Source organism: Oharaeibacter diazotrophicus (assembly GCF_004362745.1).
In the GTDB taxonomy this organism is placed as follows: domain Bacteria; phylum Pseudomonadota; class Alphaproteobacteria; order Rhizobiales; family Pleomorphomonadaceae; genus Oharaeibacter; species Oharaeibacter diazotrophicus.
On record NZ_SNXY01000006.1, the window covers coordinates 1,478,380 to 1,492,574 of the forward strand.

A 14,195-nucleotide genomic window follows, 5' to 3' on the forward strand; every position below is an offset into this window, starting at 1 on the left:
GACTGGCGGAGCGGAGGGAACGGGTCGGTGAGCGCTGCCCCCGAAAAGCAGAAGGGCCCGGCGCGAGGCCGGGCCCTTCCGTTTACCGTTGCCGGTAAGTGGTGATTACCACTCGCGGGTCAGGCGCAGGACGCCCGAGAAGTCGTTGTCGGCGACGATGTTGTTCTCGCCGTCGTCGTACGCGACTTCGGCAGTGGCCACGAGGCCGCTGACGATGGTGTAGGTCGCGCCGAGGGTCACGCCCCACGAGTCGGCGTTCGGGCCGCCGTCGAGGTCGTTGAACGAGTACTGGCCGAGGCCGTACACGCTGACGGCATCCGACACCGCGTACTCGGCACCGAGGCCGATCTGGATCGAGTCGGCGTTGAAGCCACCGATACCGACGTTGTCGAGGTAGATCGCGGTCGCGTTGACGGTCAGGGCGTCGGTCGCCTTGAACGAAACACCACCCTTGACCGAGAAGAAGTCGTCGCCCGGCTGGTTGCTGTACCAAGCGGCCAGGGCGGCGCTGCCCCACGGCTGATCGGCGATGCCGATGATCGCCTCGACGTCCGGGAAGTCCGCAGCGCCCTTCTTGTCGTCGAAGTCGAACTCCTGACGCAGCAAGACCGGAGCGGTGGCGTGCGCCTGGATACCGGCGTAGAAGCCGCCGCCGAGGTTGTCGGCCAGCAGGGTGATCTGGGTGTAGTCGTCGCCACCCCAGTTGCGATCGGCGATCGCGCTGCCGGCGAGGCCACCGAACGAGTCGTAGAAGTTCGCGGCCTTACCGACGGTCAGGTAACCGAGCTGGATGAAGGCGCGGTCGAACAGGGCGCCGCTGCTCGGGGTCGTCGCGATGCGGACGTAGGTGCGCAGGGTGCCGAGCTCGGTGGCCGAGCGGACGTCGACACCGAAGCGGGCGTCGGTGTTCAGACGCACCACGTTGTCGCTGCTGGCGTACTGGATGCCCGTGCCGGCCTGGACGCGCACGCGGCCGTCGAACTTCAGGCAGGTCTCGGTGCCCGGGATGTAGAAGAAGCCGGTGCCGAAGGCGTCGCAGACCTTGACGTAGTCCACGGCGGCCGGCGTCGGCTCGCCCGGCAGGTCCGCAGCCTGGGCGGCGGAAGCGACCATCAGGCCGGCGGCGGTGCCGAGCAGGATGCTCTTCATGTTCATGTTCCTGACCTCCAAAGTCGTCCTAAGGAGGAACCTCGCCTTGAACCGCAGGACCTGCGGTCTGGGCCGAGGTCGATCTCCGATCCGGACTGGTTCCGGTTAGTCGCCGCTCCTCCGCGCTTGTTCGGCTGCCACCCCTGACGGCCGTCGCTTCGGTGCGGTGAGTTCCGTTTCCCGAAATCTCACGGTCAGAGAGTTGCCCAACGGCGGCCATGGTTCAACGAAAATGAGCCGCCGATCCGCCGCCCGGGACGTCTTGTGACCGCACTGTGGCGGTTTTGCCACGAGATCGGCCACCACCCCCGCCCGATCCGTGAATGCTTCGTTAAAGCCCTGATGTCAAAGCCCGAACAGCGTTAACGCAGGTTGCCGGCGGGTTAACGCCGGGCCGGATTCCGGGGGGCCCCGGCCCGATGCCGGCCGCCTCGCCACCGCCCTGCCTGTGGACGGATCGGGGCGGGACGGGGGCACGGCCACCCGCCGCGACCCGGTGCGACTCGGGTTTCGTCCCCGTTCGATTCGCGCACTTGACTTCGGGGTGCGCTTGCCCCTGACACTGGCCCCCGCAAGGCTGGGGGGAGGACGTGATGGCCGAGGGCGGAGCGAAGGGCGGGCGGGATCTCGTCGCCCAGTACGCGGGGCACCTCGCCAATCTCCTCAACGGCAACGACCACCTGCCCGCCGGCACGCCCACGGTGGAGATCCGCGCCTTCCAGCTCTACGACCGCGTCGCGCGCGGGCTGTCGGCCAACCGGCGCTACGTCGAGGGTCTCGTCGGGCTCTGGGCCTATCCGCCGCCGCCCGACGCCGAGCAGGCCGCCGACTTCTATTTCGACGCCGTGCTCGACCGTCCGATCGGCCGTCGTCCCGGCAAGCCCTCGTCCGCCGACAACCTGCGCGCCCTGATCCAGGCCGCGGCCGTCGGCCCCGGCCCGGCGCCGCGCGAGGAGGAACTGTCGACCTGGAAGGCGATGGTGAACGGGCCGACCCGGATCCGCCGCTTCCTCGAGAAGACCGCGCTGTTCGAGCTGTCGAACCGGATCCTGAAGTGCCTCGACGCCGCCAACCGGCCCTATGCCGAGGTGCTGCGCCTCGGCCTCTGCCCGCGCGACTGGCTCGCCGGCGACGAGGAGGTCGGCGTCAACACGCTGAAGGCCGCCAACGCCTTCCTGAAGGCGCTGCGGACGGCGATGAACGACGAGGTCGGACGTCGGCCGACGCCGGCCGAACTCGCCGCCGCCTTTGCCGCCGCCCCCGTGCCGGGCTTCCCCGACGCCGACGCCTTCGCCAAGGCCCCGCTCGGCTCGGCCGTCCTGACCCGCGTCGCCGGCCAGGACATCACCCGCATGGTCTCCTACGAGGACGTCGAGGCCTTCGTCTCCGAGACGCTCGAGGACGAGGACGACGCCCCGCTGGTGACGGAGGAGGAGGCGCTGCCGCTGCTGGAGCGCGCCGTCCGCGCCGGCGCCGTCGCCGCCGACGAGCGCAACCTGCTCGCTGCCATCCTCGAGGGCCGCCCGCTCGCCGACGCCATGAAGACCGACCTCGGGCTGCGTCGCCGGCTCAAGAACGAGTGGGACGGCGACCTCGCCGCCTACGTCTCCGATCTTTCCGCGCGCGTCGCGGCGTTCGTTCGCAAAGAGGCCGCGGGCAGACCGTAAGCCGGACAAGACCGCATCCACCGCCGGAGATGCCCCGGCGGACCTTGGGAGCCCTTCCGATGACCGACTTCACCTCCTCCGACGCCCGTCTGCTCCGCCGCTTCGCCAACACCGTCCGCGTCGCCACCGCGACCGCGCTGGCGGAATACGAGCTGACGGCCGGCCGGACCGCCGCGACGGCGCCGGTGCAGTTCCGCGCGCTCGCCGCCAAGGGTGCCGACGGCTGGCGCTTCCCCGCCGCCGGCCTCGAGGCCGCCGACGGCCTCGTGCTCGCCACGCTGGAGCGCGACGACGCCGGCGCGCCGGCCCGCCTCGTCCTGCAGGCGCAGGGCTCGGCCGGCCTCGACGCCTGGGCCGGCCGCGAAGCCGAACTGGGCCTCGGCGCCTTCGGCCCGAGCTTCGCCGTCTCCTTCGACGCCGGCGGCCGCGCCGTCGCCGACCTGACGGCCGTCGCGATCGACGAGGACGAACTCGCCGCCTTCACCCTCGCCCGCACGGGCGCCGAGGGATGACCGCACGGGTCTTCGTGCCCCTGGTGGGCGCCGACGGATCCGGCCAGCAGCTCTTCGAGGCGATCGCCGGCGCGACCGCCCCGGAGGCGCATCCGGCCAAGCTCGTCGCCCAGATCTCCGAACTCTACGACTTCGGCCTCTACCGTGTCGGCCAGACCGTGCGCGAGGCGGCCACCCGCTTCTGCGACGTCCGGCGCGGCCGCGTCTGGCTCGGCCGGCGCAACGCCCGCGTCCACCCCTGGTATCTCCGGATCTCCGAACTCCAGGTCGGCCGCCTCTCCGACGAGAACGCCCGCTCGGCCGGCCTCGGCCTCACCCTCGCCGCCGTGCTCGCCGCCTTCGACCGCCCGCACGGCCTCGTGTTCGCCACCGGCGAGGTGCTGCTGCCGCAGGATCCGGCCGGCCTCGGCACGGTCGCGATCGGCCCGGTCGACGGCATCCGCGGCAAGCTCGGCCTCGTCGGCGACTACCTGCACCGCCACCGCGCCACCCTCGCCGGCGAGACGGTCACCGTGCTGCTGCCGACCACCGCCGTCGACGGCCGCCCGCTCGCCGAGGTCGAGGCCCGCACCCTCGCCCGCCTGCGCGCCGCCGCCGACGACGCCGGCGTCGGCCTTGCCGTTGTCCATCTCGACACGCTCGACGCGATCGAGTCGCTGTTCGGGCCGTTCTCGGCCGAACCGTGGATCTCGCGCCGCAAGGCGCTCGGCGCCGTCGCCGCGGTGGCGCTGGTCGCGGCGGGCCTCGCCGGCTGGAGCGCCCTCGCCCACGCGCCGGTGCTGATCTCGTGGGTGCCGGTCGAGGACGCCAACGCCCGCTCGATCGGCCCCGAGGCGACGCCGCGCCGGGCGCGGTACCGCGCCGACATCGACAAGCTCGAACTGAAGCCGGACTGCCTCGACGAGCAGCGCCAGCCGGTGGTGGTCGGCGGCGAGACGGTGGTGCTGCGCGTCACCGCGGTCGACGGCCGGCCCTTCGCGAGCTGGGTGGCGCCGCCGCGCTTCTTCATCGCCTCCGTCAGCCGGGCCGCCGACCCGGTCGTGCTCGACGCCGGCCTGTTCCGCACCACCGGCGCCGCGGCGGCCGAGGGCGTGCTGACCGACGCCGTCGCCGCGATCCCGATCGAGGCGACCGACGACGAGATCCGGCTTTTCGTAGTCGCCACCCGCGATCGGACCGTAAGCCTGTCGCAGCTGACCGAGGATCTGCGGTCGCGCCTGAAGGGGCTGGAAGGAGCGGCGGTGCTCGCCACCTCCGCGCAGTTCCTGAAGGACCGCTTCGACGGCCAGATCGACTACCAGTTCAAGGTGACGACCGATGCGGCGCGCTGTCCTTGAGGTTCTGACCGCCCTCCTCCTCGCCGGGGCCGCGCTAGCGTCCCCGGCCGCCGCCGCGCCGCTCGCCCTCGGCGACGACGCCGCGCTCGACCGCTTCGCCGCCATGGTCCAGCGCTACGCCGACGCCTCCAGGGTGCGCTGGGTCGTCGCGACGCCCGACGCGGCCACCCGCGCCGTCCTTCTCAAGAAGGTGGCCGACCGGGTCGGCCCGGATCTGGTCGAACGCGTCCGCGCCGAGGCCGGCGCCCCCGACGCCGCCCCCGCCGCCTGGATCGAGACCGCCGCGGCGGAGCCGGCGCAGGACTGCAGCTGGCAGGTCACCCTCACCGATCCCGCCGCGCCCGCGCGCGATGCCGGCCCGGCCCATCTGGCGCTCGCCAGCGGCGACAAGCTGCCGGTCTCCGGCGCCGCCACCTACGAGATCGGTTTCTCCGGACCGCTGCAGTCGACCCTCTACGCCTTCGGCGAGACCTCGCCCGGCGCGATCCGCGACCTCGCCGCCGCGCCGGAGATCGCCATCCCCGTCGCCGCCGGCGGCGCCGAGACCCTGGTGCTGGTGCGCGCGCGCCGGCCCGTGCCCTTCCTCGACCAGATCCGCCAGTCCCTCGCCGCCCGCCCGGGCGACCGCGCCGAACTCGGCGAGAACCGCGGCCTCGCCGAACGCTTCGCCGGCCGCAGCCGCGGCATCGGCGCCCTCATCCAGCTGATGGACCCCAACATGGTGGTCGCCGAGGCCGCGCCGAAGGCCGCCCCCGCTCCCGACGCTCCCGCCGAACCGCAGGTCGCCGACGCCGACCTGATCGAGACCTGCCTCTACACGCTGACGCCCGCCGTCGGGATGTGAGGGACGGGGGAAGCTGGGACGGGGCCGGGCTCCGGAGCCCCGCGCGCTGGGGCGGACCGGTCCGGCCGGGCCGACGGACGGGCGCTCGACCGGCGCGGGCGGAACGCCTTGTCGTTTCGCCGGACGATGACATAACGTCTCCGACCGATCGGGGATCGTCGGTGTCGGACGAAGGCGGGTCTGAATGTCTTTCGAGGATCGGGCTTTCTGCGGCTGGCGCATCCGGAGCGCGCTGCCGCTCCCCGAACTGCCGGTCTGGAGCGGATCGCCCAACGCCCCGGTCGACGTCGCGATCGAGCCCGGCCGTGTCGCGCCGGCGAGCGAGCGCGATCCCTGGCTGAAGATCGAGGCGGACGGGGCGGTACGCATGTGCCTGCCCGGCACGGTGCGCCTGCTGATCGAGAACGGGCGCCGGATCACCGTCGACGTCGTCGGCACCGAGAAGGCGCCCGCCTGGCGTCTCTTCCTGCTCGGGCTCGGCATGGCCATCCTCTGTCATCAGCGCGGCGTCGTCCCGCTGCACGCCGCCTCGCTCGCCGTCGCGGGGCGCACGGTGACGCTCCTCGGGGCGAGCGGCGCGGGAAAGTCCACCCTGGCCTTCGCCCTGCTCCGGCGCGGCCACACCCTGCTCTCGGACGACCTGACCGTGCTCGCCCCTGGTCGTCCGCAGGTCCTACCCGCCTTCGCCCGGCTGAGACTCTGGCGCGATTCGCTCGACGGCATGGGCGTTTCGGCGGCCGGCCTCGCCCGCTCGCGCGACGCGCTGGAGAAGTTCGACTTCGAACCGGACCACGATTTCGACACCACGCCGCGACCGCTCGGCGCCGTGTTCCTCCTGAAGACCGGGGTGGCGCCCGCGCTCGAACGGGTGACGCCCGCCGCCGCCGTGCCGCTCGTGTCGAGCCACGTGGCGCGTGCCGGCGTCGGCCGCGCGCTCGGTCGCCGGGCGGAGATGTTCGCCGCGGCCGCGGGCGTCGCCCGGGCCGCACCGATGTACCGGCTGGTCCGATCGGTCGATTTCGCCCATCTCGACGAGACGGTTCGCCTCGTCGAAGCCGCCGCCCTCGCGGCATGACGGAGGCGCGCCGGACCGTGGCCGGACTGTTCTGGATCGCTTCCCACCCTAAGTCCGGCAACACCTGGATGCGCTGTCTGATCGACAGTCTCGGCCGCGGCGGGCTTCCACCCGACCTGGAAGGCCTGCACCACCGCTGTCCCGCGGCGGCGGACCCGCACTGGCTCGAGGCGGTGACGGACGTCCCGACGGCCGATCTCGGCCCGACGGAACTGTCGGCGCTGCGCCTGTCCGCCTACCGCGCACTCGTCGGTGGCGGGTCGTGGGCCCGACGGGCGGCTCCGGCGGTGCGCCACGTCAAGGTCCACGACCGCTACGACCCCGCGGACTTCCCGCCGGACGTGACCGCCGGCGCGGTCTACGTCGTGCGCGATCCCCGCGCCGTGGCGTCGTCGTGGGCGGCCCACTCCGGCACGACGGCCGCCACGATCGTCGCCCGCATGGGCCGGCCCGATCCGGGTCGGCACGCGATGCCCTCCCCTCGTAAACCGACCGTCCCCGAGCGGGTCGGGAGCTGGTCGGAACACGTCCTGTCCTGGCTCGACGAATTCCCGGCGCCACGCCTCGTGGTGCGCTACGAGGACCTCCTCGCCGATCCGCTCGCGGTGACGGGCCGCCTCGCGGGCTTCCTCGGCCTGCCGGACGAGCCCGCACTCGTTTCGGCCGCCGTCGGCGCATGCCGCTTCGACGCGCTCCGGCGGATCGAGGACGCGACGGAGTTCCCCGAACGCCCTCCGACCGCCGAGCGCTTCTTCCGTCGCGGCCGCGCGGACGGCTGGACGACGGAGTTGACCGAGGCCGAGGCCGCCCGGATCGTCGCCGACCACGGCGCGGTCATGGCCCGGCTGGGCTATCTCTGATGCCGAGCTCGCAAAGTTCCGACCCGTGGTCGGAGCGTCACGGCAGAGGAACGTCCGACCGGGCGCCGGCCGAATGACCGAAGCCACGTAACGTCCCGACGAGTCGGGACGTTACGAGGCAGCGACGAGGCCGCCCCTGCCCGCCCGTCGGGCGATGCAAGGCCGACTCCGCGACACGACCCGAATTCGCTTCAGGTCTGTTGCTGGATTTGCTAATGGCAGTTTGGGCTTTGGATGGACGGGTCGTATCTCTGCCGTCTTGCGGAGCAACCCGAGCGAGCGAAAGTGACCGAGCATGGCCGAAGAGCGGAATCTTGCTCCCGAGGACGCGTCGACCGAGCGCTCTCCATGGCGCAAACCGAAGCTGAGCATCCTGCCCATGGACGAGACGGCGCAATCGAGCCTCTCCGGCTCCGACGGCACCGGAGAGCCGACCTTCGGCGGATCCGAGGTCTGAACGATGCCACGCTCCCGATGCGAACCACGACCTGTCGTCGGCCGCACGAGGGGCGATACGTGGTGGCGCAGGACGACGGCGCGACGGCGCAGCTCCGGACGGCGAGCCGGGACGACGGCGTCGATATCTCCGGCGGTTCGCATTGAGTGATTTCGCAGGCCTGTGGCGGCTGGACGGCAGACCCGTCGACGACCACGACGTATCCCGGCTGGCCCGGGGGCTGGAAGCGCGCGGCATCGGTCCGGCGCGGGTGTGGCGGGAAGGTTCCTTCGCGCTGGTGCATCGCCAGCACGTCTTCACCCCGGAAGACGAACGCGAGCGCCTGCCGCTCGCCGGCCCGTCGGGCGGCGTGCTGGTCGCCGACGTTCGGCTCGACTTCCGGAGCGAGCTCGCGGCCGCTCTCGGCTTCGCCGACGAAGAGGCGGCGCGTCCCGACGGGGCGCTCGTCCTCGGGGCGCTGGAGCGCTGGGGCGAGGCGGGGGTGTCGCGTCTCTACGGGGATTTCGCCCTCGCCTTCTGGCAACCCGGAGAGCGTCGGTTGGTCCTGGCGCGCGATCCGTTGCGGGACCGCAGCCTCTTCGTCCACCGCGGCGCGGCGCTGATCGCCTTCGCGACGCGGATGCGCCCGCTCCTGGCCCTGCCCGACATTCCGCGCGACATCGACGAGAACGCGGTCGCCGACCGCCTGATCCTCAACACCGCCGATCCAGAGCAGACCCTCTATCCCGCGATCCGACGCGTGCCCCAGGGTCACGTGTTCACGGTGACGGCAGAGCACACCGCGAAGCGGCGGTGGTGGACGATGCCGCAGCCCGGCGGCCTGCGCTTCCCCGGCCACGAGGCTACCGTGGCCGCCGCCGAGGCGGTGATCGACCGTGCCCTGGCGTCGGGGGTGCGGGCGGTGGGACCGGTCGGGACGTGCCTTACCGGCGGCATGGACAGCGCGACGGTCACCCTCTTCGCGCGCCGCCATCTGCCCCCCGAGCGGTTGATCGCCCTCACCCGGGTTCCGGGCGGCCCGACCGCGCCCGACGACGCCTCGCACTATCACGACGAGAGCCCGCGCGCCGGCGCCTTCGCCGCCGGCCAACCCGGGCTGAACTGGCACGCGGTGGGCGACGACGGCCTGGACTGGGGCGAGGCGGATCGCCGACGCTGGTTCCTGGAAACCGGCGTCGTCGCCGACAACCGGATCAACGGCGCCTGGTTCCTGCCGCTGGCCCGCTTCATGGCCGCTCGCGGCGGACGGGTGATCCTGACCGGCGGTGGCGGCAATTTCTTCTACAGCTACGACGGCGGCCTCGTCGAACTCGCCCTCTTGCGCCAGGGCCGGATCGGGGCGCTGCTGCGGCTGCTCGCCGGGCGTGCCCGGAACTATCGGCCGGGACTGCTCGCCCTCGTGAAAAGTCGGATGCTGGCGCCCTGCGAGCCGCGCCGGATGCGGGCCTGGCGCAAGGGATGGGACGCGCCGTGGAGCCATCTCTCCGCCCTCAACCCCACGTTCGCGGTGGAGACGAAGTTGCTGGACCGCCTCGACCTGTCACGCTACCGGAGCCGCTCCGGACCGCCGCGTCCGTCGGCGCACGCCACGCGGCTGTGGTTCCACGGCGACGAGACGATCGGCGACTGGTCCGTGGCCTATCGCGCCCTCACCGGCATCGAATGGCGCGCTCCGCTCGCCGGACGCGAGGTGATCGAGTTCTTCGCGGCCCTGCCGCAGGAGGCCTTCGTGCGCGACGGCCGGGGACGGGCGATCGCCAGGTCCATTCTCGCCGGGCACCGGCCGGAGGAGATCGTGCGGGACCGGCGCAGCGGCCGGCAGCTCGGCGACTGGTTCGCGATCCTGACCGCCGAGCGCCCTCGGATGCTCGCCGCGCTGGAGCGTCTCAAGGCGTCGCGCAGCGCCGGTCGCGTCGTCGATCTCGCGCGCCTGGAACGGCTGCTGAACGATTGGCCGGCCGATGCAGCCGCCGCCGAAGCCCGCCGTGGGGAGTATCACTTCGTGCTGACCCGCGGGCTCGAGACCGCCGAATTCCTCGCGTGGCACGACCGCTCCAACACCTGACCGCCGCCCGCCCTCACCGCTCCACGCTGTAGGCGAGGTCGCCGCGCGAGACCGTCGCGCCCTCGATGCGGCGGTCGGAGGTGGGGCCGGGCATCTGCTTGAACACGATCGCCCGGGTCGAGGCGCTCGACAGCGCGTCGGCGTAGGCGGCCGGGTCGGCGATCGGGGCGAGGTCGGCGTGGGCGGCGAGCAGGGCCGTGACGTCGACGGCGGGGTCGACCACGAAGGCGGTCAGCGTGCCCGCGCCCGGCTCGTCGGCGACGAGGTCGAAGGCGGCGCCCTCTTCCGGGATCCGGATCGTCGCGCCGGCGGCGACCAGACCGGCCTCGCCGAAATCGAGCGAGAACCGGTTCGGGTAGAGCTGCACCACCGAGCCGTCGTCGCGGCGGTCGAGCACGACGAGGCGGCCGGCGCGCGGCGAGGTCACGCGGATCGCCAGCGGCTCGCCGACGCGGCCCGGCCGGCCGCCCTCGAAGGCGACGGCGACCGGCGCGCCGCGGGCGGGCATCAGGTCGGACGGCACGGCGGTCGCCGCGTCGGTGGCGGCGGTGCCGGTGTGGCGGACCACCGTGGCGCCGGCGGGCGCCGCGCCCGGGCCGGCGTCGGCCATCACCGCGGTCTCGCCGCCGATCCGGCGGACCAGCGACCGGCCGGCGTAGCCGTCGAAGGCCTCCAGCATCGGCAGCGGATCCTGGCCGAGGCAGTCGTAGCGGCCGCAGTAGAGCTGGGTCTCGACGCGCAGATAGTCGATCAGCTCGGCCGGCGTGACGACGCCGTTGCCGTTGGCGTCGGCGGCGAGGTCGGAAAGGCCGCGGACGAAGCGGCTGGTGAAGAGGCCGGCCGAACCGCCGACGCTCATGTCCTCGAGCGCGTATTGCGCCGAGGTGACGGCCGTCCAGACCGCGAGCTTCGGGCCGCCGGCGATCGCCCGGGCGCCGGCCGCCGGCAGCTTCGCCCGCGCCGCCCTGGCGCCCGCGGCCATCTCGCGCATCCGCGGCGCCAGCACGGCCGGGCCGAAGGGGGTGAGCGTGCGCACCGGCCGATAGGCGCCGGCCGCTTCGGCCGCCGCCGTCCGGGTGATGGTGCCCGAATGGCAGGCGTCGACGATCACGGTGACGTCGCGGCCGGCGAGGCCGGCGAGCGCCACCTCGATCTCGTCGTCGAGGATGACGCCGTCGAGCTGCGGCTCGGCGGCGCCGAGTTCGGCCGCGGCGTCGGAGGGCACCAGCACCTCGTCGAGCCCGTCGTCGGCCTCGTCGCCACTGTCGTCGGCGACCTGGGCGCCGTGGCCGGCGTAGTAGATCAGCACCCGGTCGCCGGGCTTGGTCCGCTCGACCAGCTCGTGGCGGATCGCTCCGAGGATGCCGTCCCGGGTGGCGTCGAGGTCCGACAGGAAGGTGACGTCGGCGGGCGCGTAACCGAACACGTCGACCGCGAGGTCGCGCATCCTCCGGGCGTCGTTGACCGCGCCGGAAAGGTTGCGCTGGTTCGGCGCGCCGTTGACCAGCACGTGCGGATAGAGGTCGATGCCAACGATCAGCGCCCGGTCGGACGCCGCGGCGGTGCCGGTCGAAAGCGCGAGCGCGAGCGCGAGGGTGGCGGCGAAGGCGGTCCGGCTGGTCACGATCGCTTCTCCGCGGTGAAGAACGCCTGGATCCCGATGCGGTGCGGCCGGCCCGCGACATCACGCGTCAGCGCCGCGAACACGGTGGCCGGCCGGACGCCCGCACCGGCGCCGGCGAGCGCGGCGCGCAGCGTCTCCGGCTTCTCGGCGGTCGCCACCACGACCAGCGTGTCGGCGCCGAAGGGCGGCGTCACCGCGCCGGCGAGCCGGAACCCGCGGTCGGTCGGCCAAGGGTCGGCGTCGGCGGGGCCGAGCGGCCAGAGCATGTGCACCGAGCCGGTGGCGGTGAGGTCGAACACGGTGAGATAGGGCAGCGCCGGGTCGCGGACGCGGAACACGATCTCGGTGCCCTGCGGCTGCACCCGGTCGTCGGGCGAGAACTCGACCGCGAGCGGGCCGTCGAGCGCGAGGCGGGCGATGCCGTCGAGCGCGCGGGCGGCCTCGACCACCAGCGGGAAGTCGCGCAGCGGCCGCGCGCCGGTGGCGACGACGTCGCGCACGGCGTTGAGGGCCGTGCCGGCGTCGGGGTCGAGCAGCAGCGCCGCCCGCTCGGGCGCGTCGACCAGCGCGACGCCGCCCTCTCGTGCGAGCATCGCCGTCACCGCCGCGGTCTCGGCGCCGGGCAGCACGTGGACGGCGATCGGCGGCAGCGCGGCCGGCGCGACGGCGGGCGCGGACGCGGCCTCCATCGGCTTGCGCGAGCCGTCCTTGGCGACCGCCACGATCCGCCGCGTCGCGTCGGAGAAGGCGAACTGCGGCGTCTGCTTGGAGGCGGCGAGGTTGCGCACGGTCTGGCGCACGTAGAGCTCGAACTCGCCGGCGGAAACCGTTCCGTCGCCGTCGAGATCGGCGGCACCGTCGAGCGCGCGGGCGGTGGCGTAGGACAGGGCGCCGCGCGGGGCGCCGTCGATCATCAGCTCGGGCACCACTTGGTCGTCGAGCGTCGCCCCGACCGCGAGCACGCCGGCGGCGGCACCATCGGGGAGCGTCGGGGCCGGGATCGGCGGCGGCCGGGTCGGGTCGGTCTTCGGCCGGTAGAGCCGCGTCGGCAGCGCCCCGGCGCCGACGGCGCGCGACGGGCTGCCGGAATGGCAGGCGTCGGCGACGAACAGCACCTGCTGGCCCTTCGCCTCGGCAATCCGGAACAGGGCGTCGAGGTCGTCGTCGACCAGCTGCTCGTCCGGATGCGCGGCCTCGTCGAAGCCCTGGAGCAGATAGGATTCGTCGCGTCCGTCGGCCTCGTCGCCGTCGCGGTCGGGGATCGAGATGCCGTGACCAGAGAAATGGAGGTAGAGGAGATCGCCGGGCGCGCCCTCCGCCACGAGGTCGCGGAAGGCGGCGATCACCGCCGCCCGCGTCGCCGCGCCGTCGAGCAGCGTCCGTGTCTCGACGCCCCGGCGGGCGAGCACGTCGGCGACGTCGCGGACGTCGTTGACGGCACCGGCCAGCGTCGGCGCCGAGCGGTAGGCGTCGACGCCGATCAGCAGCGCCCGGGTCGCGGCCGAGGCCGGCGCGGCGGCCGCGGCAAGCGCGGCGGCGAGGAGCAGGATGCGGCCTCTCATCGGATCAGCTCCACGCGGCGGTCGAGGGCGTCGCGCGCCGCCGCGTCGCCGGCGAAGCGGGCGTCGTCGGGGCCGCGGAACGGCTCGCGTTCGCCGCGGCCCTCGACGGTGATCCGGCCGGAATAGCCGGCGGCGGCGACGAAGGCGCGGACCGCCTCGGCGCGGGCGAGCGACAGCGCCATGTTGTCGGCGTCGCCGCCGACCGTGTCGGTGTGACCGACCAGCGTCACGGCGGCGAGGTGCGACGCGCGGAGATAGGCCGCGAGGTGCTCGGCGGCGCGGCGGCCCTTCTCGGTGAAGGCGGTGGTGCCGAACTCGAACTGCACCGGCACCGGGACGGCGGCGACGGTGAAGCCGCGATAGCGTTCGGCGTAGAGGCCCGAGGCCGGATCGCCGCGGGTCACGGCCGGCGTCTCGTAGGTCGAGGCGAGCAGCGCGGCGGTCGCCATGCGGGCGTGGATCTCGCGGAAGGCCGCCTCGTCCGGCAGCGCCGCGAGATCGGCGTCGGATCCGGTCGCGGCCCGTCGCGCCAGCGTCGCCACCGCCTGTTCGTAGAGCGGGGCGGCACCGTCGTAGTCGGCGCGCTCGTAGCGGACTTCGGCGAGGGTCAGGATCAGCTGCCACGGCGCGCCGAATCGGCGGCCGGCCTCGAGCAGGTCCAGGTGGGCGGCGGCGTCGCCGTCGGCCTCGACCGCGGCGAAGAAGGCGTCGACGTGGGCGTTGGCGACGTCGTCGCCGAGCGCGGCGCGCCAGGCGTCGGTGCAGCCGGCATCGGGCCGGGCGGCCTCGTCGACGAGGCGCGAGAGGGCGGGAAGGTCGCGGTCGGCGATGCCGGCGCGCGCGTCGGCGTCGATCGCCGCGCAGGGCCGCGCCGCCGCGGGGGTCGCGGCGACGAGCAGCAGCAGCGGGAGCGCGATCCGGGCGCGGTGTCTCATGGCGGCCTCGTCGGACGGGCGGCGGTCGTCCCGCCACACCCCGTCCGACCGAGCTTACGGTCTGCCCGCCGCGATCGGAAGGCGGCAAGGCCGCCGCGCGATCGCGGC

12 protein-coding genes are annotated in these 14,195 nt (G+C 73.7%); 8 read left to right on the forward strand and 4 right to left on the reverse strand.

Annotated elements, in window-relative coordinates:
• Positions 1 to 105 precede the first annotated feature (105 nt).
• Positions 106 to 1,155: a porin gene (locus EDD54_RS06965; protein ID WP_126535381.1), complete on the reverse strand. Its 1,050-nt coding sequence runs from the start codon at positions 1,153 to 1,155 to the stop codon at positions 106 to 108.
• A 587-nt stretch (positions 1,156 to 1,742) separates the two neighbouring features.
• On the opposite strand from EDD54_RS06965, the gene EDD54_RS06970 reads away from it, so the two are divergent.
• From EDD54_RS06970 to EDD54_RS07000, 8 genes are all read left to right on the forward strand, one after another.
• Positions 1,743 to 2,816 carry a hypothetical protein gene (locus EDD54_RS06970; protein WP_126535380.1) on the forward strand — a complete coding sequence of 358 codons (1,074 nt, stop codon included), beginning with the start codon at positions 1,743 to 1,745 and terminating at the stop codon, positions 2,814 to 2,816.
• 59 nt (positions 2,817 to 2,875) lie between these two features.
• Positions 2,876 to 3,328 carry a hypothetical protein gene (locus EDD54_RS06975; protein WP_126535379.1) on the forward strand — a complete coding sequence of 151 codons (453 nt, stop codon included), beginning with the start codon at positions 2,876 to 2,878 and terminating at the stop codon, positions 3,326 to 3,328.
• On the forward strand, positions 3,325 to 4,665 hold the full coding sequence (locus EDD54_RS06980) for a hypothetical protein (protein ID WP_126535378.1): 1,341 nt from the start codon (positions 3,325 to 3,327) through the stop codon (positions 4,663 to 4,665). The genes EDD54_RS06975 and EDD54_RS06980 overlap by 4 nt, the downstream gene beginning before the upstream one ends.
• The gene (locus EDD54_RS06985) at positions 4,646 to 5,509 is read left to right on the forward strand and encodes a hypothetical protein (RefSeq protein WP_126535377.1); all 864 of its coding nucleotides are present in this window, start codon (positions 4,646 to 4,648) and stop codon (positions 5,507 to 5,509) included. The genes EDD54_RS06980 and EDD54_RS06985 overlap by 20 nt, the downstream gene beginning before the upstream one ends.
• A gap of 184 nt (positions 5,510 to 5,693) precedes the next feature.
• The gene (locus EDD54_RS06990; RefSeq protein WP_126535376.1) at positions 5,694 to 6,584 is read left to right on the forward strand and encodes a phosphoenolpyruvate carboxykinase (ATP); all 891 of its coding nucleotides are present in this window, start codon (positions 5,694 to 5,696) and stop codon (positions 6,582 to 6,584) included.
• A 17-nt stretch (positions 6,585 to 6,601) separates the two neighbouring features.
• Positions 6,602 to 7,444: a sulfotransferase domain-containing protein gene (locus EDD54_RS06995; protein WP_207620487.1), complete on the forward strand. Its 843-nt coding sequence runs from the start codon at positions 6,602 to 6,604 to the stop codon at positions 7,442 to 7,444.
• A gap of 295 nt (positions 7,445 to 7,739) precedes the next feature.
• Positions 7,740 to 7,901, forward strand: coding sequence for a hypothetical protein (locus EDD54_RS22890; RefSeq protein ID WP_165644678.1), 162 nt, complete (start codon positions 7,740 to 7,742; stop codon positions 7,899 to 7,901).
• A gap of 142 nt (positions 7,902 to 8,043) precedes the next feature.
• A complete protein-coding gene (locus tag EDD54_RS07000; protein WP_126535374.1) occupies positions 8,044 to 9,966 on the forward strand; it encodes an asparagine synthetase B family protein in 1,923 nt (640 codons plus the stop codon).
• A 13-nt stretch (positions 9,967 to 9,979) separates the two neighbouring features.
• On the opposite strand, the gene EDD54_RS07005 is transcribed toward EDD54_RS07000, so the two are convergent.
• The 3 genes from EDD54_RS07005 to EDD54_RS07015 are packed head-to-tail and all read right to left on the reverse strand — an operon-like array spanning position 9,980 to position 14,087.
• Positions 9,980 to 11,590, reverse strand: a complete 1,611-nt coding sequence (locus EDD54_RS07005) for a caspase family protein (protein WP_126535373.1) — start codon at positions 11,588 to 11,590, stop codon at positions 9,980 to 9,982.
• Complete coding sequence (locus EDD54_RS07010) at positions 11,587 to 13,152, reverse strand: caspase family protein (RefSeq protein WP_126535372.1); 1,566 nt, start codon at positions 13,150 to 13,152, stop codon at positions 11,587 to 11,589. Before EDD54_RS07010 ends, EDD54_RS07005 begins: the two co-directional genes overlap by 4 nt.
• Positions 13,149 to 14,087 carry an OmpA family protein gene (locus EDD54_RS07015; protein ID WP_126535371.1) on the reverse strand — a complete coding sequence of 313 codons (939 nt, stop codon included), beginning with the start codon at positions 14,085 to 14,087 and terminating at the stop codon, positions 13,149 to 13,151. Before EDD54_RS07015 ends, EDD54_RS07010 begins: the two co-directional genes overlap by 4 nt.
• Positions 14,088 to 14,195: the final 108 nt, after the last annotated feature.